The organism is Streptomyces sp. GL_140, from assembly GCF_057834465.1.
In genome coordinates, this window is record NZ_CM174404.1 from 4,950,893 (window position 1) to 4,972,558 (window position 21,666).

Below are 21,666 nucleotides of genomic sequence, written 5' to 3' on the forward strand. Positions count from 1 at the left end.
CGGGAGACCCCGCTGTGACCGAGCCCCTCTCCGAGCACTCCGCGGACGTGATCGTCGTCGGGGCCGGGCCCGCCGGCTCGACCACCGCGTACTACCTGGCCAAGGCCGGACTCGATGTCCTGCTCCTGGAGAAGACGGCGTTCCCGCGGGAGAAGGTCTGCGGCGACGGGCTGACCCCGCGCGCCACGAAGCAGCTCGTCTCCATGGGGATCGACATCTCCGAAGAGGCCGGCTGGCTCCGCAACAAGGGCCTGCGGATCATCGGCGGCGGCCAGCGCCTCCAGCTGGACTGGCCGGAACTCGCCTCGTACCCCGACTACGGACTCGTCCGCAAGCGCGACGACTTCGACGAGACCCTGGCCCGCCAGGCCCAGAAGGCCGGCGCCCGCCTCTACGAGCGCTGCAACGTCGGCGAGCCCGTCCGCGACCCCCGCACCGGCCACATCACCGGCGTGCAGGCGAAGCTGGGCGAGGAGAAGACCCCGGTCACCTTCACCGCCCCGCTGGTGGTCGCGGCCGACGGCAACTCCTCCCGGCTCTCCCTGGCGATGGGCCTGCACCGCCGCGAGGACCGCCCGATGGGCGTGGCCGTCCGTACGTACTTCACCTCGCCCCGCCACGACGACGACTACCTGGAGTCCTGGCTGGAGCTGTGGGACAGGCGCGGCGCCGAGGACCGGCTGCTCCCCGGCTACGGCTGGATCTTCGGCATGGGCGACGGCACCTCCAACGTGGGCCTGGGCATCCTCAACTCCTCCTCCGCCTTCCGGGAGCTGGACTGGCGCGAGGTCCTCAAGGCCTGGTGCGCGTCCATGCCGGAGGACTGGGGCTACACCCCCGAGAACATGACGCAGCCCATCCGCGGCGCCGCGCTGCCGATGGCCTTCAACCGGCAGCCGCACTACACCAAGGGCCTGCTGCTGGTCGGCGACGCGGGCGGCCTCGTCAATCCGTTCAACGGCGAGGGCATCGCCTACGCGATGGAATCGGGCCAGATCGCCGCCGACGTCATCGTCCAGGCGCACTCGCGCGCCACTCCGGCCCTGCGCGAACTGACCCTGCACAGCTACCCGAAGGTCCTCAAGGAGACCTACGGCGGCTACTACACGCTGGGCCGCGCGTTCGTGAAGCTCATCGGCAACCCCAAGGTCATGAAGGTCGCCACCCAGCGCGGCCTGTCCCACCCGGTGCTGATGAAGTTCACCCTGAAGATGCTGGCCAACCTGACCGACCCGACGGGCGGCGACGCGATGGACCGCGTCATCAACGGCCTCTCGAAGGTCGCCCCGAAGGCCTGAGGCGGCGCGGGGCCGCTCGGGCGGACGGTACGGATCGGTCAGGCGGGCTGTGGCGGGGGGTTGTCCCCGGCGCGGCCCGTCTGGTCGTGGGGGGTGCCGAGGCCTCTTCCGTACGAAGCTTCGTCCGATCGGTGAACGGTCCGGATGCAGCGGGCCAGCAGCACCAGACCGCAGATCAGCAGCGTGCCCGATGCGGTCCAGTCGAGGGCGAGCGTCATCGTGGAATTGGGCTTCTGCCACGGGCGGGCGGTGTTCAGCAGCCAGCCCCCCAGCGACAGGAGGCAGAACCCGGCGGCGGCCGGGACGGCTGTGGGGTCGGTGGTCGGACGGGCACCGGCACCGTGTCCGGGGGCTTCGTCGGATGGCCTGGTGGTCACGGATCACCACCTCCTGGGGTGACTCGGGCGTACGCGCCCCAGCTATCTTCGCAGGGCTTCGCCCGGTTCGATACGAGCTGCCCGCCAGGCGGGACGCAGCCCCGCGAGCGGGGCGGCCGAGCACCGCCACGAAGCTGCCGACGCCGGTGTCGGGCCCGAGTTCCCGCAGGTCGCTCACCCGCCGAGGACGCCGTTGCCCTTCGAGCCCCGGTCGGTCCTGCACTTGCTGAGGGCGGCGGTGTGCTCGGTCCGGAGTTCGGCCGCCTGCTCCGGGGTCACGGCCCGGTCGTCGATGTTCCCGGTCACCGGATCGGGGTCCGGGTACCAGGAGACGCCCTGCTCGCGCAGGCACTGGGACTCCGCGCGGGCGGCGGCCAGCACGCTCGGGTCGGCCGGCCGGGGGGAGGGCCGCGGCGGGGCCTGGTCCGCGCACGCCTCCTGGGCCGCGGGCATGTTCGCCTTCGCGGACTCGTCGTCCTTGTCCACGCGGGGCGCGCCGTAGTCGGTGCGGGTGAGCTTCACCCCGTGGTCCGCGAGGCAGTCGTAGTAGGCGACCTCCTCCCGGGAGGGCGGGGGGCTGTCGCTCGCCGAAGGCTGACCGCTGCCGGAGCAGGCGCTGAGCGCGAGCGAAATGGCGATGAGCACTAAAGGCACATGCTTGCGCATAGAGGGTGCTTCCCTCGATATCGGATGGATGAGGGCGTTGCCGGTACGAGATGGCGTGCGAAGCGTCGCGATCCTAGGCAGTGTCACCTTGACTCTCAACTCGGGTCTCAAAACGCCTACTTGGCTGAACGTAGGGCGGGAATGCGCCTTGTCCGCACTCTGCGACTCAGCTTAAATGCCGCTGGATCCAAGGCAGTTGGGGAATCCCAATGCCGGTCGTTTCTACAGTGGGGAATGTGCGAATGAACAAGAACCTGCGTGGATTACGTCTCGTGGCCGCCCCCGTCGCCGTCGCGGCGGCCCTGCTGGCCGCGTCGGCCTTCCCCGCTTCGGCGTGGGTGCACGACGGCAACCTGGAGCAGTTCGAGTTCGGCCTGTACTACCAGTACGGCCCGAGCGGCTGCGTCTTCGACGCCAACAACGACGATCCGACCCTCACGGACAACAACTTCAACGGCCCCTCGGGCTGCGACGGCCGCACCCAGAACGTGAACGACAACACCCGGGCCTACAAGAACCTCGACAGCAATGGCTGGCGCGTCTACACGGACAGCAACTACAAGGGCATCCAGGGCTCGATCCCGGTCGGCTACACCGGCAATGCGACGACCAATTTCAGGGACAGCATCAGCTCCATCTACTGGTACTAGCGATGTCTCCCCACCCACACCGCCGGGCCCGCGCGACCGCCCTGCTCGCGGCGGCCGTCGTCCTGCTGGCGGGCTGCTCCGACGGCGGCGGGAGCGGCGGGGGCGGCGCGAGCAAGGGGAAGGGCGGAGCCGAACCCGCCCTCGGCCCCGTCGTGACGAACCCCGCCACCTCCTCCATCTCCCTCCCCATGGACGCCTACACGGACTCCGACGCCGAGGTCCGGCGGATGGACTCCGTACAGGCCCGGCTGACCGAGCGGTGCATGGCCAGGTACGGGTTCACCTACGAGGCTCCGCAGAAGCGGGCCCCGGCGGGCGGCGGAGCGGACGGGGACCGGCACCGGAACCTGTTCGGCGAGGCGGACCCCGAACACGCGGCGGCCCACGGCTACGACACCGAATCCGGGGTCCCGCGCCCCGCGAAGCCGGCCCCGCCGCAGCTCAGCGAGAGCGCGTCCGCCGTGCTGTTCGGCACCCGGCCGGGGGAGAAGGTCCCGGCCGGACCGGATCCTTCGAGCCAGGAGGAGGCGGACGCGGCGGACAGCGGAGTCGAGGTCGGCGGGCAGAAGGTGCCGGCCGGGGGCTGCCTGCGGGAGGGGTACCGCAAGCTGTACGCGCCCACGAAGGGCGCCGTCGACCTGCTCTTCACCTTCGGCCTGGCCGCCCAGGCGCACAGTCGCGCACAGGAGGACTCCCGGGTGGTCGCCGTTCTGAAGAGCTGGTCCGACTGCATGGGCAAGGCCGGCTACGCGGGAGTCGGCACCCCGTACGAAGTGATCGAGAAGCTGGGCCTGCAGAACGACAAGGCCGGCCCCAAGGCGGTCGTGGTCGCCACCGAGGACGTGGCCTGCAAGCGCGAGGTGAACCTCGTGGGGATCTGGGCGGCGGCCGAGGCGGCGTACCAGCGGCAACTGGTCGAGGAGCACGCCGAGACCCTCGCCCTGTACAAGAAGCAGCGCGACGCGCGCCTGAAGCTCGCGGCCTCGATGCTCTGACCCCACCTCGGACCGGGCGGGCCCTTGTGGCGCCACACGGCACTCAGGGGCCCCTCAGGGGCTCCAGGAGGCCCCGGGACGCCGAAAGGCCGGCACTCCGCCCCCGAGCGGGGGAGTACCGGCCTTGCGCGCGTCGAGGGACGCACGGGCGAACGACGTGTCAGAGGACGCGGACGGCGCCCGTCGGCTTGTCGTAGCTCAGGGAGCGCTCGACGATGCCGGTGTTGGAGTTCTGCGCGCCGACGAAGTTGCCGCCGCCGACGTAGATGGCGACGTGGTACGCGCTGCCCTTGGAACCCCAGTACAGGATGTCTCCGGGCTGAAGGGCGCTCAGGGACACCGAGGTGCCGGCCGAGGACTGCGCCTGCGACATGCGCGGCAGGCTGATGCCGGCCTGGCGGTACGCGGCCTGGACGAGGCCGGAGCAGTCGAACGAGGACGGGCCGGTGCCGCCCATGACGTACGCCTTGCCGACCTGCGCGCGGGCGAAGTTCACGATGGCGGCGGCGGAGCCGGTGGCCGGAGCGGTGACGCCGGAGCCCTCCGAGGAGGAGGAGCCCTCCGAGGAAGAGCCGGACTTGGTCGACAGCGAGGTGCGGGACGTGCTGCGGCTGGCGCGCTCGGACTCAGCCTTGCGGTCCGCGTCCTCCTTCGCCTTCTGCTCGTCGTCGGCCTTCTGCTGCGCGTCTTCCTTGGCCTTCTTGGCCTCTGCGGCGGCGCCGGTGCGGGCGCTCTGCTCCAGGGCGTTGAGCTCGCCGTCGACCGCGGCGGCGCGGGTGTTCTCCGCGGCCTTGGTGACGGAGGAGGACACCTCGGCGGCCAGGTCCATGTTCAGGACCGGCATCTCGAGGGTGCTCTCGGGTGCGGGCTCGGAGGGCGTGGCGCTCGCCGTGCCGGCCATGGCCAGGGTGCTGAGGACGCCACCGGCAACTCCGGCGCGGACCGCGAGCTTCGAGGCGCTGCGGCGGGGCTTCCGGTGGCTGGGTATGTGAGCGGTGAGGGACATGAGTACAACCGCTATCAGGGCGTTGCGGTTCCCTTCAAGAAACGTGGTCTGCGCCACAGTTGTGCGCGAATGGCACGAACCGGGCGCGTCGGCCGTCTTATTGACGCCGTAACGGGCGATTCGGACACCCCGTCGCAAGCCTGTGATCATGGGGTTTCCGCAATAAGTCCGAATTGATCCCCGGCCTACCATCCCTCCGGACAGATGGCCAAGCCCTCTTTCGCTGCCGCGAATCCGGAGTGGCGCAGGTCACAGTGGCGTCACGCTGTGCGGACACCGTGGCCCTCCTGTGACCCCACCGTGAACCCACCGTGAACCCACCGCCGCATTCGGGCTCCGGATCCACCCCCGAGGCGCCCCCGGTCCACCCATGGCCCCCGACTCCGCATCCCCACTTCGTGAACGCGCGCACGCGTCCACCCCCGTACGCGTGAGCTCCCCCGACCGGGGGACGGCGATCCCTTTATCATCACGCGCACCATGCTGCCAATTTGCGTGCAGTAGCCACGATTTGATAGTGCGGCAGGGCTTCCACCTGCAACTACAGGGGCGGATGTCACCTTTGGTGATCATGTGGATGCTTCGCGTATGAAGATCACCACTCATCGGACTTCATGATCGTTCGTCAGGTGGTGGAGATCACAAACTCGTTGTTGTAACCCGTGTCGCAGATCACAGACGAGCAGGCATAAGATGCGCACCAGCCCGGCTTGTGAACTGCCTCACATGCAAGTGCCGGCGCAGCGGTCCAACGGTCAAGGACGACTGGAAGGAGCGAGGAGCGTGAATGCGTACGCGCCCATCCTCGTGCTCGGCGCCCTCGGCGCAGGGTTTGCGATCTTCTCCGTGGTCATGGCCACGCTGATCGGTCCAAAACGGTACAACCGGGCAAAACTTGAAGCATATGAGTGCGGCATCGAGCCCACTCCCGTGCCGGCCGGCGGCGGCCGCTTCCCCATCAAGTACTACCTGACGGCGATGCTCTTCATCGTCTTCGACATCGAGGTTGTCTTCCTCTACCCCTGGGCGGTCACCTTCGACTCGCTGGGGATCTTCGGGCTCGTCGAGATGCTCCTCTTCGTGCTCACCGTCTTCGTCGCCTACGCCTACGTGTGGCGCCGCGGCGGCCTGGAATGGGACTGAGGGGCTGAATTTCCATGGGACTGGAAGAGAAGCTGCCGAGCGGCTTTCTGCTGACCACCGTCGAACAGGCCGCGGGCTGGGTGCGCAAGTCATCCGTCTTCCCCGCGACCTTCGGCCTGGCCTGCTGCGCCATCGAGATGATGACCACCGGAGCGGGCCGGTACGACCTGGCCCGCTTCGGCATGGAGGTCTTCCGCGGATCCCCGCGCCAGGCCGACCTGATGATCGTGGCGGGCCGCGTCAGCCAGAAGATGGCGCCGGTACTGCGGCAGGTGTACGACCAGATGCCCGCTCCCAAGTGGGTCATCTCTATGGGTGTTTGCGCCTCTTCGGGCGGAATGTTCAATAACTACGCGATCGTCCAGGGCGTCGACCACATCGTCCCCGTGGACATCTATCTGCCCGGCTGCCCGCCCCGCCCCGAGATGCTGATGGACGCGATCCTCAAGCTCCACCAGAAGATCCAGGGGTCCAAGCTCGGCGTGAACCGGGAAGAGGCCGCCCGCGAGGCGGAGGAGGCGGCCCTCAAGGCGCTCCCCATGATCGAGATGAAGGGGCTCCTGCGGTGAGCGACGACCCGGCCGTGGAGAACGGCCCCCAATCCGGTGACGACGCCGGCGGCAACGTCCCGGCCCCCAGGGGTGCGACGGGCCCCGAGGTGATCGGTGTCCGCAAGGGCATGTTCGGCGCCGCCAACGGCGGCGACACCAGCGGCTACGGCGGCCTAGTGCGCACCGTGGCCATGCCCGGCGCGAGCGCGCGCCCGTACGGTTCGTACTTCGACGAGGTCGTCGACGAGCTCGAAGGGGCGCTGGAGGAGCAGGACCTGCTCCCCGAGAACGCGATCGAGAAGGTCGTCGTGGACCGCGGGGAGCTGACCCTCCACATCGCCCGCGAGCACCTGCCGCGGGTGGCGAAGACCCTGCGCGACGACGCGGCCCTGCGCTTCGAGCTCTGCACCGGTGTCAGCGGGGTGCACTTCCCCGGGGACAAGGGGCGCGAGCTGCACGCCGTCTACCACCTGCGCTCGCTCACCCACGGCCGGATCGTGCGGCTGGAGGTGTCCGTCCCGGACAGCGACCCGCACCTCCCGTCGATCGTCCCGGTCTACCCGACCAACGACTGGCACGAGCGCGAGACGTACGACTTCTTCGGCCTGATCTTCGACGGGCACCCGGCCCTCACCCGGATCATGATGCCGGACGACTGGCAGGGCTTCCCGCAGCGCAAGGACTACCCGCTCGGCGGCATCGCCGTCGAGTACAAGGGCGCCCAGATCCCGGCTCCCGACCAGCGGAGGTCGTACAGCTGATGAACACGAACGAAGCTTCCTCCCGGGAGACCACCGAAGGCCTCGTCTACACCGTCACGGGCGGCGACTGGGACGAGGTCGTCCAGTCCGCGGCCCGCGCGGACGACGAGCGGATCGTCGTCAACATGGGTCCCCAGCACCCGTCCACGCACGGAGTGCTCCGGCTGATCCTGGAGATCGACGGCGAGACGGTCACCGAGGCCCGCTGCGGCATCGGTTACCTCCACACCGGCATCGAGAAGAACATCGAGTACCGGAACTGGACGCAGGGCACCACCTTCGTCACGCGCATGGACTACCTGACGCCCTTCTTCAACGAGACGGCGTACTGCCTGGGCGTCGAGAAGCTGCTCGGCATCACCGATCAGATCCCGGACCGCGCCACCGCCATCCGCGTCCTGCTGATGGAGCTCAACCGGATCTCCTCCCACCTGGTGTGCATCGCCACCGGCGGCATGGAGCTGGGCGCGACCACGATCATGATCTACGGGTTCCGCGACCGCGAGCTGATCCTCGACGTGTTCGAGCTGATCACCGGACTGCGCATGAACCACGCGTTCATCCGCCCCGGCGGCCTCGCGCAGGACCTGCCCCCGGGCGCGGTCGACCAGCTCCGCGAGTTCGTGAAGACCATGAAGAAGAACCTGCCGGAGTACGACAAGCTCGCCACCGGCAACCCCATCTTCAAGGCCCGCATGCAGGACGTCGGCTACCTCGACCTCACCGGCTGCATGGCGCTGGGCGCCACCGGCCCGATCCTGCGCTCCGCCGGACTGCCGCACGACCTGCGCAAGTCGGACCCGTACTGCGGTTACGAGAACTACGAGTTCGACGTGCCGACCACCGAGTCCTGCGACTCCTACGGACGCTTCCTGGTCCGCCTGGAGGAGATGCGCCAGTCCCTGCGGATCGTCGAGCAGTGCCTGGACCGGCTGGAGCCGGGCCCGGTGATGGTCGCCGACAAGAAGATCGCCTGGCCCGCGCAGCTCGCGATGGGCCCGGACGGCCTCGGCAACTCGCTCGACCACATCAAGCAGATCATGGGCACCTCCATGGAGTCCCTCATCCACCACTTCAAGCTGGTGACCGAGGGCTTCCGGGTCCCGGCCGGACAGGCCTACGCGGCCGTCGAGTCCCCCAAGGGCGAACTCGGCGTCCACGTCGTCTCCGACGGCGGCACCCGCCCCTTCCGGGTCCACTTCCGCGACCCGTCCTTCACCAACCTTCAGGCCATGGCGGCGATGTGCGAGGGCGGCCAGGTCGCCGACGTCATCGTCGCCGTCGCCTCCATCGACCCCGTGATGGGAGGCGTCGACCGATGAGCGCCAGCCAGTCGACCAGCCTGGGCATGCCCCAGCTGCCGGCCCCCGACTACCCGGCCGAGGTGCGCGCCCGGCTCGAAGCGGACGCGAAGGAAGTCATCGCCCGCTACCCCGACAGCCGTTCCGCGCTGCTGCCGCTGCTGCACCTGACGCAGTCCGAGGAGGGTCACGTCTCGCGCACCGGCATCCGGTTCTGCGCCGAGGTGCTGGGCCTGACGACCGCGGAGGTCACGGCGGTCGCCACCTTCTACACGATGTACCGGCGCAAGCCCTCGGGCGACTACCAGGTCGGCGTCTGTACGAACACCCTGTGCGCGGTCATGGGCGGCGATGCCATCTTCGACGAGCTCAAGGAGCACCTCGGGGTCGGCAACAACGAGACCACCCCCGACGGCAAGGTCACCCTCGAACACATCGAGTGCAACGCGGCCTGCGACTACGCCCCCGTGGTGATGGTCAACTGGGAGTTCTTCGACAACCAGACGCCCGAGTCCGCCAAGGCCATGGTGGACGACCTGCTGGCCGGCCGCCCCGTCGCGCCGACCCGGGGCGCGCCGCTGTGCACGTACAAGGAGACCGCGCGGATCCTGGCCGGCTTCCCCGACGAGCGCCCCGGCGCGGTCGAGGCGAGCGGCGGCGCCGGACACGCGTCGCTGATCGGCCTGCGCATCGCGCGCGGCGAGTCCCCGCAGCTCGGCAAGGTCGTGCACCCGCGTGCCGAGGCCGCGGCCGAGGAGGGGGAGTGATGACGGTGACTGCTGAAATGCATGAGAACGGCACCAGCCCGGAGAAGCTGCTGGCACCCGTGCTGTCGGCGTTCTGGGACGAACCGCAGTCCTGGACGCTGGAGACCTACCGGCGCCACGAGGGCTACGAGGGCCTGCGCAAGGCGCTCGCGATGACCCCGGACGACCTCATCGCGTATGTGAAGGACTCCGGTCTGCGCGGGCGCGGCGGCGCGGGCTTCCCCACCGGAATGAAGTGGCAGTTCATCCCGCAGGGCGACGGAAAGCCGCACTACCTCGTCGTGAACGCGGACGAGTCGGAGCCGGGAACCTGCAAGGACATCCCCCTTCTCTTCGCCAACCCGCACTCCCTCATCGAGGGAATGATCATTGCCTGCTACGCGATCCGGTCGGAGCACGCCTTCATCTACCTGCGCGGCGAGGCCGTGCCGGTACTGCGGCGCCTGCACGAGGCGGTGCGCGAGGCGTACGAGGCCGGCTACCTCGGGGAGGACGTCCTCGGGAGCGGGCTGAAGCTCGACATCACCGTGCACGCGGGAGCGGGCGCGTACATCTGCGGCGAGGAAACGGCCCTCCTGGACTCCCTCGAAGGCCGGCGCGGTCAGCCCCGGCTGCGTCCTCCCTTCCCTGCCGTCGAGGGGCTCTACGCGTGCCCCACTGTCGTCAACAACGTCGAATCCATCGCCTCGGTTCCCGCGATCCTGAACAAGGGCAAGGACTGGTTCAAGGCGATGGGGACCGAGAAGTCCCCCGGTTTCACGCTGTATTCGCTCTCGGGCCACGTCGTGGGCCCCGGCCAGTACGAGGCCCCGCTCGGCATCACCCTGCGCCAGCTGCTCGACATGAGCGGCGGGATCCGCCCCGGGCACCGGCTGAAGTTCTGGACCCCGGGCGGCTCCTCCACCCCCATGTTCACGGCCGAGCACCTCGACGTGCCGCTGGACTACGAGGGCGTCGGCGCGGCCGGATCCATGCTCGGCACCAAGGCCCTGCAGTGCTTCGACGAGACGACCTGCGTGGTGCGGGCGGTGACCCGCTGGACCGAGTTCTACGCCCACGAGTCCTGCGGCAAGTGCACTCCGTGCCGCGAAGGCACCTACTGGCTCGTCCAGCTGCTGCGCGACATCGAGGCCGGCAAGGGCGTCATGTCCGACCTCGACAAGCTGAACGACATCGCCGACAACATCAACGGCAAGTCGTTCTGCGCGCTCGGTGACGGAGCCGCCAGCCCCATCTTCTCCTCGCTCAAGTACTTCCGCGAGGAGTACGAGCAGCACATCACGGGCAAGGGCTGCCCCTTCGACCCCAAGAAGTCGACCCTCTGGGCCGACACGGAGGTGACCGCATGACCGTACTGCAACCGTCGAGCGGCTCCGCCGCGGGCTACGGCACCTCCGGCGGCGGAGAGGCGGCGGTCCCGCCGGTGGACCACATCTCCCTGACCATCGACGGCATCGAACTGTCCGTGCCCAAGGGGACCTTGGTCATCCGGGCCGCCGAGCAGCTCGGCATCGAGATCCCCCGGTTCTGCGACCACCCCCTGCTCTCCCCGGCCGGCGCCTGTCGCCAGTGCATCGTCGAGGTGGAGGGCCAGCGCAAGCCGATGGCCTCCTGCACCATCACCTGCACCGACGGCATGGTCGTCAAGACGCAGCTCACCTCGGAGGTCGCCGACAAGGCCCAGCGCGGGGTGATGGAGCTGCTGCTCATCAACCACCCGCTGGACTGCCCGGTCTGCGACAAGGGCGGCGAGTGCCCGCTCCAGAACCAGGCGATGTCGCACGGCAACGCCGAATCGCGGTTCGAGGGCAAGAAGCGCACCTACGAGAAGCCCGTACCGATCTCCACCCAGGTGCTGCTCGACCGGGAGCGCTGCGTGCTGTGCGCGCGCTGCACCCGCTTCTCCAACGAGATCGCCGGCGACCCGATGATCGAGCTGCTGGAACGCGGCGCGCTCCAGCAGGTCGGCACCGGCGAGGGCGACCCCTTCGAGTCGTACTTCTCCGGCAACACCATCCAGATCTGCCCGGTCGGCGCCCTCACCTCGGCGGCCTACCGGTTCCGCTCCCGCCCGTTCGACCTCGTCTCCTCCCCGAGCGTGTGCGAGCACTGCGCGGGCGGCTGCGCGACCCGGACCGACCACCGCCGCGGCAAGGTGCTGCGCCGGATGGCCGCCGAGGACCCCGAGGTCAACGAGGAGTGGATCTGCGACAAGGGCCGCTTCGGGTTCCGCTACGCGCAGCGCCCCGACCGGCTCACCACCCCGCTGGTGCGCGGCACCGACGGGGTCCTGGCCCCGGCGAGCTGGCCCGAGGCGCTGGAGGCCGCGGCCAACGGGCTGGCCGCCGCGCGCGGCCGGGCGGGCGTCCTGACCGGCGGCCGGCTGACCGTCGAGGACGCGTACGCGTACGCCAAGTACGCGCGGGTCGTGCTCGACACCAACGACATCGACTTCCGGGCCCGGGTGCACAGCGCTGAGGAGGCCGAGTTCCTGGCCGCCTCGGTCGCCGGCATCGGCAAGGACCTCGACGGGCGCGGCGTCACAAATGCCTCCCTGGAGGCGGCCCCGGCCGTGCTCCTCGTCGGCATCGAGGCCGAGGAAGAGGCCCCCGGCGTCTTCCTGCGGCTGCGCAAGGGCCACCGCAAGCACAAGCAGCGGACCTTCGCCGTCGCCACCTTCGCCACCCGCGGGCTGGAGAAGGCGGGCGGCACCCTGCTGGCCGCCGCCCCCGGCACCGAGCCCGAATGGCTCGACGCGCTCGCCTCCCGGGCCGGCCTGGAAGAGGGCGGTCACGCCGCCGCCGAAGCGCTGCGCCTGCCCGGCGCGGTCATCGTCGTCGGAGAGCGCCTGGCCGGGATCCCCGGCGCGCTGACCGCCGCCGTACGGGCCGCCGCCGCGACCGGCGCGCGACTGGTGTGGATCCCGCGCCGGGCCGGAGAGCGGGCCGCCGTCGAGGCGGGCGCGCTGCCGTCCCTGCTCCCGGGGGGCCGCCCGGCCACCGACCCGCGGGCCCGCGACGAGGTCGCCGCCGCCTGGGGCCTGGACGAGCTGCCGCACCGGTACGGCCGGGACACCGGCCAGATCGTCGAGGCCGCCGCCACCGGCGAGCTGTCCGCCCTGCTGGTCGCGGGCGTGGAGCTCGACGACCTGCCGGACCCGGACCGGGCCCGGCTCGCGCTCCAGGAGGCCTTCGTGGTCAGTCTGGAACTGCGGCCCAGCGAGGTCACCGACCACGCGGACGTGGTCTTCCCGGTCGCGGCCGCCGCCGAGAAGTCGGGTGCGTTCATCAACTGGGAGGGCAGGGTCCGGCCGTTCGAGGCCGCGCTGAAGCCCGAGCAGATGACGCGTCGGCTCGCCCCCGCGGACTCCCGCGTGCTGCACATGCTGGCCGACACGGCGGAGCGGCCCATCGCCCTGGGCGACGTGCACGCCGTGCGCCGCGAGCTCGACGGGCTCGGCCAGTGGGCCGGGACCCGCGCCGCCGAGCAGTCCGCGGACACCGTGCCGCTGCCTCGGCCGGGCGCGGGCGAGGCCATCCTCGCGGGCCACCGGCTCCTGCTCGACCAGGGCCGTCTCCAGGACGGCGACGAGGCCCTGGCCGGCACCCGGCACGAGGCCAGTGCCCGGCTGTCGGCCGCCACGGCCGCCGAGACGGGCGTGAAGAACGGCGACGTCCTCGCGGTGACCGGCCCGGCCGGCTCCGTGGAACTGCCGCTGCGGATCACCGAGATGCCCGACCGGGTGGTCTGGCTCCCGCTGAACTCCACCGGCTCCGGGGTCCTCGCCGATACCGGCGCCCGCCCGGGAACCCTCGTACGCATCGGTCCGGCTGTCCCGGCCGACAGCAGCGACGCCACTGCGGAGGTGGGCGCGTGAACACCGTTCAGATCGCTGCCGAAGACCTCTCCTTGTTCGGCAAGGACGTCTGGTGGCTCGTCGTCGTCAAGGCGGTGTTCTGCTTCGCCTTCCTGATGGTGACCGTGCTCTTCTCCATCGTGTGGGAGCGCAAGGTCGTCGCCTGGATGCAGCTGCGCATCGGCCCCAACCGGCACGGCCCCTGGGGCATGCTCCAGTCGCTCGCCGACGGCGTGAAGCTGATGCTGAAGGAAGACCTCATCGTCAAGCGGGCCGACAAGGTCGTCTACGTCCTTGCCCCGATCATCGCGGCGATCCCGGCCTTCATGGCCATCGCGGTGATCCCCTTCGGCCCCTCGGGCAACGAGGTCTCCATCTTCGGCCAGCGCACGACGATGCAGCTGACCGACCTGCCGATCGCGATGCTCTACATCCTCGCGGTGGCCTCGGTCGGCATCTACGGCATCGTGCTGGCCGGCTGGTCCTCGGGCTCCACGTACCCGCTCCTGGGCGGCCTGCGCTCCTGCGCGCAGATGATCTCCTACGAGATCGCGATGGGCGCGGCCTTCGCCTCGGTCTTCCTCTACTCCGGGTCGATGTCGACCTCGAAGATCGTGGAGGCGCAGGGCGACCGCTGGTTCATCGTGCTCCTGCCGGTGTCCTTCATCATCTACGTCATCACGATGGTCGGCGAGACGAACCGCGCCCCCTTCGACATGCCGGAGTCCGAGGGCGACCTGGTCGGCGGCTTCAACACCGAGTACTCCTCCATCAAGTTCGCGCTGTTCATGCTGGCCGAGTACGTCAACATGGTCACCGTCTCCGCGGTCTCGGTCACCCTCTTCCTGGGCGGCTGGCGGGCGCCGGCGCCGATCTCCACGTACTGGGAGGGCGCCAACCACGGCTGGTGGCCCATGCTCTGGTTCGTCATCAAGGTCCAGCTGCTGCTGTTCTTCTTCATCTGGCTGCGCGGCACGCTCCCGCGCGTGCGCTACGACCAGCTGATGAAGCTCGGCTGGAAGGTGCTGATCCCGGTCTCCGTGGTCTGGCTGATGCTGGTCGCCACCGTCCGGGCGCTGCGCAACGAGAACTACGAGTTCCAGTCGATCGTGCTCTACGTCGGCGGCGCGGTCGTCGCGCTCCTGCTCCTCTCCTTCGTCGTGGACGTCTTCCGCGACAAGAAGGAGAAGGCGGCCGTCGAGGACGCCGAACAGGCGGCCGCCGCCGAGCCCTTCGATCCGCTGGCGGGCGGATTCCCCGTACCGCCCAAGCCCGGCCAGCACCTGGCACCCGTACCGCGCAGGCGGCCTCGCAGTGAGCGGGAGCTCATTGTCAGTGGCGCGGCGAATACTGACAGTGACCGAGAGGAGGGTGCTGAGAATGTCTGACGCTGAGAACGAGAAGTGGCAGAACCCGGTTGCCGGCTTCGGCGTGACCTTCAAGGCCATGTTCAAGAAGCGACTCACCGAGCAGTACCCGGAGCAGCAGAAGACCACGGCTCCGCGCTTCCACGGGCGGCACCAGCTCAACCGCCACCCGGACGGTCTGGAGAAGTGCATCGGGTGCGAACTGTGCGCCTGGGCCTGTCCCGCCGACGCGATCTACGTCGAGGGCGCGGACAACACCGAGGAGGAGCGCTACTCCCCGGGTGAGCGGTACGGCAGGGTCTACCAGATCAACTACGCCCGCTGCATCCTGTGCGGGCTGTGCGTCGAGGCGTGCCCGACCCGGGCCCTGACCATGACGAACGAGTTCGAACTGGCCGACTCCAGCCGCGAATCGCTCATCTACACCAAGGAGCAGCTGCTCGCCGGGCTGACCGAGGGCATGGTCGAGGCTCCGCACTCGATCTTCCCCGGCACCGAGGACACCGACTACTACCGCGGGCTGGTGACCGGGGCTGCTCCCGGCACGGTCCGCCAGGTCGCCGTGTCCAAGGGCGAGGTCGCCTCCGAGGACGCTTCCGGGGTCGCCTCCGAGGAGGTGGGGGCGTGAGCGCCGTCGCCGCAGCCGCCACCGTCACCTCCACCGGTGAGGCCGTGCAGTTCTGGGTCCTCGCCACGGTCGCCGTCATCGGTGCGCTGTCCACGATCCTGATGAAGAAGGCCGTGCACAGCGCTCTGAGCCTGGCCGGGACGATGATCATCCTGGCGGTCTTCTACCTCGCCAACGGCGCGTACTTCCTCGGCATCGTCCAGGTCGTCGTCTACACCGGCGCGATCATGATGCTCTTCCTCTTCGTCGTCATGCTCGTCGGCGTCACCGCGGCGGACTCGCTGACCGAGACCATCAAGGGGCAGCGCTGGCTGGCCGCCCTGTGCGGACTCGGCTTCGGCATCCTGCTGATCGCCGGCATCGCCAACGCCCGCCTCACCCACTTCAACGGGCTCGGCCGGATCAACTCCGGCGGCCACGTCGAGGGCCTGGCCACGCTCATCTTCACCAAGTACGTGTTCGCCTTCGAGATCACCGGCGCCCTCCTCATCACGGCGGCCGTCGGCGCGATGGTGCTCACCCACCGCGAGCGCACCGAGCGGCCCGCCACCCAGCGCGAGCTCGCCGAGCGCCGCGTACGCGAGGGCGTGCAGCTCCCGCCGCTGCCCGCACCCGGCGTCTACGCCCGGCACAACGCCGTGGACGTCGCGGGCCTGCTGCCGGACGGCACCCCGTCCGAGCTCACCGTCAACCAGACGCTGCGCGGCCGCGGCCAGATCAGGGACGTCTCCAGCCAGGCGCTGGACGACCTGAAGGCGCTCGAGCAGCGGTCGTCCGAGCGGCTCGGCCGTGAGGAGGCCTCGAAGTGAATCCGGTCAACTACCTGTACCTGTCCGCGCTGCTGTTCACCATCGGGGCCTCCGGGGTCCTGATCAGGAAGAACGCGATCGTGGTGTTCATGTGCGTCGAGCTGATGCTCAACGCCTGCAACCTCGCCTTCGTCACCTTCTCCCGGATGCACGGCAACCTCGACGGCCAGATCATCGCGTTCTTCACGATGGTCGTCGCCGCCGCCGAGGTCGTGGTGGGTCTGGCGATCATCGTGTCGCTGTTCCGTACCCGCCACTCGGCCTCGGTCGACGACGCCAGCCTGATGAAGCTGTAAGGGGCGTTCACAGTGGAGAATCTGATTGTGCTGCTGATCGCGGCGCCCCTGCTCGGGGCGGCGGTGCTGCTCTGCGGCGGCCGGCGCCTCGACAAGGTGGGGCACTGGATCGGCACCCTGCTCGCCGCCGTGTCCTTCGGGATCGGCGCGGTCCTCTTCGCCGACATGCTCGGGCGGGGGGCCGAGGACCGTGCCCTGCACCAGCGGCTGTTCACCTGGGTCCCGGTCGAGGGCTTCCACGCCGACATGGCCTTCCAGCTCGACCAGTTGTCGATGACCTTCGTCCTGCTGATCTCCGGCGTGGGCACGCTCATCCACGTCTACTCCATCGGCTACATGGAGCACGACGAGCGCCGCCGCCGTTTCTTCGGCTACCTCAACCTGTTCGTCGCGGCCATGCTCCTGCTGGTCCTCGCCGACAACTACCTGCTGCTGTACTTCGGCTGGGAGGGCGTGGGCCTCGCCTCGTACCTCCTGATCGGCTTCTGGCAGCACAAGCACAGCGCGGCCACCGCGGCGAAGAAGGCCTTTCTCGTCAACCGCGTGGGCGACATCGGCCTCTCGATCGCGATCATGCTGATGTTCACCACGTTCGGGACCTTCGCCTTCGGGCCGGTCTTCGGCGCGGTCGGCGAGGCTTCCGAGGGCAAGCTGACGGCGATCGGCCTGATGCTGCTGCTGGCCGCCTGCGGCAAGTCGGCCCAGGTGCCGCTGCAGTCCTGGCTCGGCGACGCGATGGAGGGCCCGACCCCGGTCTCGGCCCTCATCCACGCCGCGACCATGGTCACCGCGGGCGTCTACCTGATCGTCCGCTCGGGCGCCATCTTCAACGCGGCGCCCGACGCCCAGCTGGTGGTCACCATCGTCGGAGCCGTCACCCTGCTCTTCGGTGCGATCGTCGGTTGCGCGAAGGACGACATCAAGAAGGCCCTGGCCGGCTCGACGATGTCGCAGATCGGCTACATGATCCTGGCCGCGGGCCTGGGCCCCATCGGCTACGTCTTCGCGATCATGCACCTGGTGACGCACGGCTTCTTCAAGGCCGGCCTCTTCCTCGGCGCGGGTTCCGTCATGCACGGGATGAACGACGAGGTGGACATGCGCAAGTACGGCGGCCTGCGCAAGTACATGCCGGTCACCTTCGTCACCTTCGGCCTCGGCTACCTCGCCATCATCGGCTTCCCGGGCCTGTCGGGGTTCTTCTCCAAGGACAAGATCATCGAGGCGGCCTTCGCGAAGGGCGGCACCGAGGGCTGGATCCTGGGAGGCGTGGCCCTGCTGGGCGCCGCGATCACCGCGTTCTACATGACCCGGGTCATGCTCCTCACCTTCTTCGGCGAGAAGCGCTGGCAGCCCACAGAGTCCGATAGCGGCTCCGCCGCGGGGTCCGGCCACGCCCCGCACCCGCACGAGTCCCCGAAGACCATGACCATCCCGATGATCGTGCTCGCCTTCGGGTCGGTCTTCGCGGGCGGGATCTTCGGCATCGGCGACCGGTTCCTGAAGTGGCTGGAGCCCGTCACCGGACACGAGCACGGCAACCCCCCGGTCAGCGCCCTGACGGTGACCCTGTCCACGATGGTGGTCCTCGTGATCGGCGTCGGCATCGCCTGGGCGATGTACGGCAAGAAGCCCGTCCCCGTGGTCGCCCCGCGCGGCTCGCTCCTCACCCGGGCGGCCCGCCGGGACCTGTACCAGGACGACTTCAACCACGTGGTCCTGGTGCGCGGCGGGGAGCACCTGACCCGCTCCCTCGTCTACGTCGACCACAGCCTGGTCGACGGAGTGGTCAACGGGACGGCCGCCGGTGTCGGCGGGCTGTCGGGCCGGCTGCGCAAGCTGCAGAACGGCTACGCCCGCAGCTACGCGGTCTCGATGTTCGGGGGCACGGCGGTCCTGATCGCCGCGACCCTGCTGATGAGGGCGGTGTGAGATGAGTTTCCCGCTTCTGACGGTGACGGCCGCGGTACCCGCGGTCGGCGCGATCCTGACGGCGGCCGTCCCGGCCGCCCGCCGGACCGCCGCCAAATGGCTCGCCCTGTTCTTCTCCCTGGCGACCCTGGCCCTGGCCGTGCTCGTCGCGGTCCGCTTCGACCCCGGCGGCGAGCGCTACCAGCTCACCGAATCGCACTCCTGGATCCCCGACTTCGGGGTCCGCTACGAACTGGGCGTCGACGGCATCGGGGTGGCGCTCATCGCGCTCACCGCGCTGCTGATCCCCTTCGTCATCGGGGCCGGCTGGCACGACGCCGACCCGCTGGAGACCCACTCCTCCCGCTGGCGGCCGACGCAGGGCTTCTTCGCCCTGATCCTGCTGGTCGAGGCGATGGTGGTGATCTCCTTCGAGGCCACCGACGTTTTCCTCTTCTACATCTTTTTCGAAGCCATGCTCATCCCGATGTACTTCCTCATCGGCGGCTTCGGCGACCGGGCGCACTCCGGGTCCGACGAGAACGCGGCCGCGCAGCGCTCGTACGCGGCGGTCAAGTTCCTCCTCTACAACCTGGTCGGCGGGCTCATCATGCTGGCCGCCGTCATCGGGCTGTACGTGGTCGCCGGGAACTTCTCGCTCCAGGAGATCACCGCCGCCCGCGCCGCGGGCACGCTCGACATGGCTACCAACACCGAGCGGCTCCTGTTCCTCGGCTTCTTCTTCGCCTTCGCGGTGAAGGCCCCGCTGTGGCCGCTGCACACCTGGCTGCCGAACGCGATGGGCGAGGCCACCGCCCCGGTCGCCGTCCTGATCACCGCCGTCGTCGACAAGGTCGGCACCTTCGCGATGCTGCGCTTCTGCCTCGGGCTCTTCCCCGAGGCCAGCAAGTGGGCCACGCCGGTGATCCTCGTACTGGCCCTGATCAGCATCGTCTACGGCGCGCTGGTCGCGGTCGGGCAGCGGGACATCAAGCGGCTGGTCGCCTACGCCTCGATCTCGCACTTCGGGTTCATCATCCTGGGCATCTTCGCGATGACCTCCCAGGGCCAGTCGGGCGCGACCCTGTACATGGTCAACCACGGGCTCTCGACGGCGGCGCTGATGCTGGTCGCCGGCTTCCTGATCTCGCGGCGCGGCTCCCGGCTCATCGCCGACTTCGGCGGAGTGCAGAAGGTGGCCCCGGTCCTGGCCGGCACCTTCCTGATCGGCGGGCTCGCCACCCTCTCGCTGCCGGGGCTCGCCCCGTTCGTCAGCGAGTTCCTGGTCCTGGTCGGCACGTTCGCCCGGTACCCGGTCGTCGGCATCATCGCCACCGTCGGCATCGTGCTCGCCGCGCTCTACACGCTGGTGCTCTACCAGCGGACCATGACCGGCCCGCTGAAGGAGGAGGTCCGCACCATGCCGGACCTGCGCCTGCGGGAGGTGCTGGTGGTCGCCCCGCTGATCGCGCTGCTGATCGGACTGGGCGTCTACCCGAAGCCGCTGACCGACATCGTCAACCCGGCGGTGAAGCACACCATGTCGGACGTGAAGCAAACGGACCCGAAGCCGCAGGTCGCGGTCGAGGCCAAGAATGGGGAGGCGGCGAAGTGAGCACCATGACTGCTGCCCACGGCTCGCTGACGGCACTGGCCGCCGCGGCGCCGATCGACAAGATCCCGGCCCCGCACATCGAGTACGCCCAGCTCTCGCCCACGCTCATCGTGCTGGGCGCGGCGATCGTCGGAGTCCTCGTCGAGGCCTTCGTACCGCGCAAGTCCCGCTACTACGTCCAGGTGTTCCTCGCCGTCGCCGCGCTGGCTTCCGCCTTCGCCGCGATCGTCGGGCTCGCCGCGGGCGGGTACGGCAGCTCCAAGGCGCACATCGCGGCCATGGGCGCCGTGGCCGTCGACGGTCCGGCGCTCTTCCTCCAGGGCACCATCGTCCTGGCCTCGATCGTCGCGGTCTTCACCTTCGCCGAGCGGCGCCTGGACCCGGCCGCCCACGGCAACCGGGTCGACTCCTTCGCCGCCCAGGCCGCGTCGGTACCGGGCAGCGAGAGCGAGAAGGAAGCCGTCAAGGCGGGCTTCACCACCACCGAGGTCTTCCCGCTCGCCCTGTTCGCGATCTCCGGAATGCTGATCTTCCCGGCGGCCAACGACCTGCTGACGCTGTTCGTGGCCCTGGAGGTCTTCTCCCTCCCGCTGTACCTGCTCTGCGCCGTCGCCCGCCGCCAGCGGCTGATGTCGCAGGAGGCCGCGGTCAAGTACTTCCTGCTCGGGGCGTTCTCCTCGGCCTTCCTCCTCTTCGGCATCGCGCTCGTCTACGGGTACGCGGGCTCCGTCTCCTACGCGGCGATCGCCGACGTGGTCGACGGCACCGTGGCCAATGTGGACCCGGCCCTCGCCGGGACGATGGGCAACGACGCACTGCTGCTGATCGGCGGCGCGCTGATCCTGATGGGCCTGCTCTTCAAGGTCGGCGCGGTCCCCTTCCACATGTGGACCCCGGACGTCTACCAGGGCGCTCCGACCCCCGTCACCGGCTTCATGGCGGCCGCGACCAAGGTCGCCGCCTTCGGCGCCCTGCTGCGTCTGCTGTACGTGGTCCTGCCGGGCCTGCGCTGGGACTGGCGGCCGGTGATGTGGGGCGTCGCGATCGTCACGATGCTGGCGGGCGCGGTCATCGCCGTGACCCAGACCGACGTCAAGCGGCTCCTCGCCTACTCCTCGATCGCGCACGCGGGCTTCATCCTGGCCGGTGTGATCGCGACCTCGGCGGAGGGCGTCAAGTCCGTCCTCTTCTACCTGGCCGCGTACTCCTTCGTGACGATCGGCGCCTTCGCCGTGGTCACCCTGGTCCGCGACGCGGGCGGCGAGGCCACGCACCTGTCCAAGTGGGCGGGGCTCGGCCGCCGTTCGCCGCTGACGGCGGCGGTCTTCGCGGTGTTCCTGCTGGCCTTCGCCGGCATCCCGCTGACCTCCGGCTTCGCCGGCAAGTTCGCCGTGTTCAAGGCGGCGGCGGAGGGCGGCGCGGGAGCGCTGGTCGTGGTGGGTGTCATCTCGTCCGCGATCGCCGCGTTCTTCTACATCCGGGTCATCGTCCTGATGTTCTTCAGCGAGCCGAAGGCGGACGGCCCCACGGTGGCCGTGCCCTCGCCGCTGACGATGACGACGATCGCGGTGGGCGTCGCGGTGACGCTGGTCCTGGGTGTGGCACCGCAGTACTTCCTGGACCTGGCGGGGCAGGCGAGCACGTTCGTCCGCTGACCGGCAGGTGCGCA

General features: G+C 69.6%; 20 protein-coding genes. 17 read left to right on the plus strand and 3 right to left on the minus strand.

Annotated elements, in window-relative coordinates:
• Nucleotides 1-14 precede the first annotated feature (14 nt).
• Nucleotides 15-1,298 (plus strand): geranylgeranyl reductase family protein, encoded by a 1,284-nt coding sequence (locus AC3IYJ_RS23010; protein WP_489396666.1) that lies wholly within the window; start codon nucleotides 15-17, stop codon nucleotides 1,296-1,298.
• A gap of 38 nt (nucleotides 1,299-1,336) precedes the next feature.
• Here the strand turns inward: AC3IYJ_RS23010 and AC3IYJ_RS23015 are convergent, their stop codons facing one another.
• Both AC3IYJ_RS23015 and AC3IYJ_RS23020 read right to left on the minus strand, forming a co-directional pair.
• Nucleotides 1,337-1,675 (minus strand): hypothetical protein, encoded by a 339-nt coding sequence (locus tag AC3IYJ_RS23015; RefSeq protein WP_489396667.1) that lies wholly within the window; start codon nucleotides 1,673-1,675, stop codon nucleotides 1,337-1,339.
• 174 nt (nucleotides 1,676-1,849) lie between these two features.
• A complete protein-coding gene (locus tag AC3IYJ_RS23020; RefSeq protein WP_489396668.1) occupies nucleotides 1,850-2,320 on the minus strand; it encodes a hypothetical protein in 471 nt (156 codons plus the stop codon).
• A gap of 263 nt (nucleotides 2,321-2,583) precedes the next feature.
• Between AC3IYJ_RS23020 and AC3IYJ_RS23025 the strand changes: the two genes are divergently transcribed.
• On the plus strand, nucleotides 2,584-2,991 hold the full coding sequence (locus AC3IYJ_RS23025) for a peptidase inhibitor family I36 protein (RefSeq protein ID WP_489396669.1): 408 nt from the start codon (nucleotides 2,584-2,586) through the stop codon (nucleotides 2,989-2,991).
• Between the two features lie 2 nt (nucleotides 2,992-2,993).
• Entirely contained in the window at nucleotides 2,994-3,986 is a 993-nt protein-coding gene (locus AC3IYJ_RS23030; RefSeq protein WP_489396670.1) for a hypothetical protein, read from the plus strand.
• 160 nt (nucleotides 3,987-4,146) lie between these two features.
• Here the strand turns inward: AC3IYJ_RS23030 and AC3IYJ_RS23035 are convergent, their stop codons facing one another.
• The gene (locus AC3IYJ_RS23035) at nucleotides 4,147-4,992 is read right to left on the minus strand and encodes a C40 family peptidase (RefSeq protein WP_489396671.1); all 846 of its coding nucleotides are present in this window, start codon (nucleotides 4,990-4,992) and stop codon (nucleotides 4,147-4,149) included.
• A 783-nt stretch (nucleotides 4,993-5,775) separates the two neighbouring features.
• Between AC3IYJ_RS23035 and AC3IYJ_RS23040 the strand changes: the two genes are divergently transcribed.
• From AC3IYJ_RS23040 to nuoN, 14 genes are read left to right on the plus strand one after another with little or no spacing between them, the layout of a single operon-like run.
• Entirely contained in the window at nucleotides 5,776-6,135 is a 360-nt protein-coding gene (locus AC3IYJ_RS23040; RefSeq protein ID WP_008738438.1) for an NADH-quinone oxidoreductase subunit A, read from the plus strand.
• Nucleotides 6,136-6,149: 14 nt separating this feature from the next.
• Entirely contained in the window at nucleotides 6,150-6,704 is a 555-nt protein-coding gene (locus AC3IYJ_RS23045; protein WP_329380917.1) for a NuoB/complex I 20 kDa subunit family protein, read from the plus strand.
• A gap of 14 nt (nucleotides 6,705-6,718) precedes the next feature.
• A complete protein-coding gene (locus AC3IYJ_RS23050; protein WP_489402895.1) occupies nucleotides 6,719-7,447 on the plus strand; it encodes an NADH-quinone oxidoreductase subunit C in 729 nt (242 codons plus the stop codon).
• Nucleotides 7,447-8,769, plus strand: coding sequence for an NADH-quinone oxidoreductase subunit D (locus AC3IYJ_RS23055; RefSeq protein WP_489396672.1), 1,323 nt, complete (start codon nucleotides 7,447-7,449; stop codon nucleotides 8,767-8,769). Before AC3IYJ_RS23050 ends, AC3IYJ_RS23055 begins: the two co-directional genes overlap by 1 nt.
• Entirely contained in the window at nucleotides 8,766-9,515 is a 750-nt protein-coding gene (nuoE, locus tag AC3IYJ_RS23060; protein WP_489396673.1) for an NADH-quinone oxidoreductase subunit NuoE, read from the plus strand. The genes AC3IYJ_RS23055 and nuoE overlap by 4 nt, the downstream gene beginning before the upstream one ends.
• Entirely contained in the window at nucleotides 9,515-10,864 is a 1,350-nt protein-coding gene (gene nuoF / locus AC3IYJ_RS23065; RefSeq protein WP_330298006.1) for an NADH-quinone oxidoreductase subunit NuoF, read from the plus strand. The genes nuoE and nuoF overlap by 1 nt, the downstream gene beginning before the upstream one ends.
• Complete coding sequence (locus AC3IYJ_RS23070) at nucleotides 10,861-13,392, plus strand: NADH-quinone oxidoreductase subunit G (RefSeq protein ID WP_489396674.1); 2,532 nt, start codon at nucleotides 10,861-10,863, stop codon at nucleotides 13,390-13,392. Before nuoF ends, AC3IYJ_RS23070 begins: the two co-directional genes overlap by 4 nt.
• On the plus strand, nucleotides 13,389-14,759 hold the full coding sequence (gene nuoH, locus AC3IYJ_RS23075; RefSeq protein ID WP_489396675.1) for an NADH-quinone oxidoreductase subunit NuoH: 1,371 nt from the start codon (nucleotides 13,389-13,391) through the stop codon (nucleotides 14,757-14,759). Before AC3IYJ_RS23070 ends, nuoH begins: the two co-directional genes overlap by 4 nt.
• A complete protein-coding gene (gene nuoI / locus AC3IYJ_RS23080) occupies nucleotides 14,752-15,366 on the plus strand; it encodes an NADH-quinone oxidoreductase subunit NuoI (RefSeq protein WP_489396676.1) in 615 nt (204 codons plus the stop codon). The genes nuoH and nuoI overlap by 8 nt, the downstream gene beginning before the upstream one ends.
• Nucleotides 15,363-16,175, plus strand: a complete 813-nt coding sequence (locus AC3IYJ_RS23085) for an NADH-quinone oxidoreductase subunit J (protein ID WP_489396677.1) — start codon at nucleotides 15,363-15,365, stop codon at nucleotides 16,173-16,175. The genes nuoI and AC3IYJ_RS23085 overlap by 4 nt, the downstream gene beginning before the upstream one ends.
• The gene (nuoK, locus tag AC3IYJ_RS23090; protein ID WP_215025182.1) at nucleotides 16,172-16,471 is read left to right on the plus strand and encodes an NADH-quinone oxidoreductase subunit NuoK; all 300 of its coding nucleotides are present in this window, start codon (nucleotides 16,172-16,174) and stop codon (nucleotides 16,469-16,471) included. The genes AC3IYJ_RS23085 and nuoK overlap by 4 nt, the downstream gene beginning before the upstream one ends.
• Nucleotides 16,472-16,483: 12 nt before the next feature.
• Nucleotides 16,484-18,403, plus strand: coding sequence for an NADH-quinone oxidoreductase subunit L (nuoL, locus tag AC3IYJ_RS23095; RefSeq protein WP_489396678.1), 1,920 nt, complete (start codon nucleotides 16,484-16,486; stop codon nucleotides 18,401-18,403).
• Nucleotide 18,404: 1 nt separating this feature from the next.
• Nucleotides 18,405-19,997, plus strand: coding sequence for an NADH-quinone oxidoreductase subunit M (locus AC3IYJ_RS23100; protein WP_489396679.1), 1,593 nt, complete (start codon nucleotides 18,405-18,407; stop codon nucleotides 19,995-19,997).
• Between the two features lie 5 nt (nucleotides 19,998-20,002).
• On the plus strand, nucleotides 20,003-21,652 hold the full coding sequence (gene nuoN / locus AC3IYJ_RS23105; RefSeq protein WP_489402896.1) for an NADH-quinone oxidoreductase subunit NuoN: 1,650 nt from the start codon (nucleotides 20,003-20,005) through the stop codon (nucleotides 21,650-21,652).
• Nucleotides 21,653-21,666: the final 14 nt, after the last annotated feature.

What these genes read in the sequence shown, in the direction of transcription:
- AC3IYJ_RS23025 (WP_489396669.1), top strand. Translation starts at nt 2,584, where the DNA reads ATGAACAAGAACCTGCGTGGATTACGTCTCGTGGCCGCCCCCGTCGCC.
- AC3IYJ_RS23055 (WP_489396672.1), top strand. Translation starts at nt 7,447, where the DNA reads ATGAACACGAACGAAGCTTCCTCCCGGGAGACCACCGAAGGCCTCGTC.
- nuoN (WP_489402896.1), top strand. Translation starts at nt 20,003, where the DNA reads ATGACTGCTGCCCACGGCTCGCTGACGGCACTGGCCGCCGCGGCGCCG.
- AC3IYJ_RS23030 (WP_489396670.1), top strand. Translation starts at nt 2,994, where the DNA reads ATGTCTCCCCACCCACACCGCCGGGCCCGCGCGACCGCCCTGCTCGCG.
- AC3IYJ_RS23035 (WP_489396671.1), bottom strand. Translation starts at nt 4,992, where the DNA reads ATGTCCCTCACCGCTCACATACCCAGCCACCGGAAGCCCCGCCGCAGC.
- AC3IYJ_RS23100 (WP_489396679.1), top strand. Translation starts at nt 18,405, where the DNA reads ATGAGTTTCCCGCTTCTGACGGTGACGGCCGCGGTACCCGCGGTCGGC.
- AC3IYJ_RS23045 (WP_329380917.1), top strand. Translation starts at nt 6,150, where the DNA reads ATGGGACTGGAAGAGAAGCTGCCGAGCGGCTTTCTGCTGACCACCGTC.
- nuoI (WP_489396676.1), top strand. Translation starts at nt 14,752, where the DNA reads ATGTCTGACGCTGAGAACGAGAAGTGGCAGAACCCGGTTGCCGGCTTC.
- nuoE (WP_489396673.1), top strand. Translation starts at nt 8,766, where the DNA reads ATGAGCGCCAGCCAGTCGACCAGCCTGGGCATGCCCCAGCTGCCGGCC.
- AC3IYJ_RS23070 (WP_489396674.1), top strand. Translation starts at nt 10,861, where the DNA reads ATGACCGTACTGCAACCGTCGAGCGGCTCCGCCGCGGGCTACGGCACC.
- nuoF (WP_330298006.1), top strand. Translation starts at nt 9,515, where the DNA reads ATGACGGTGACTGCTGAAATGCATGAGAACGGCACCAGCCCGGAGAAG.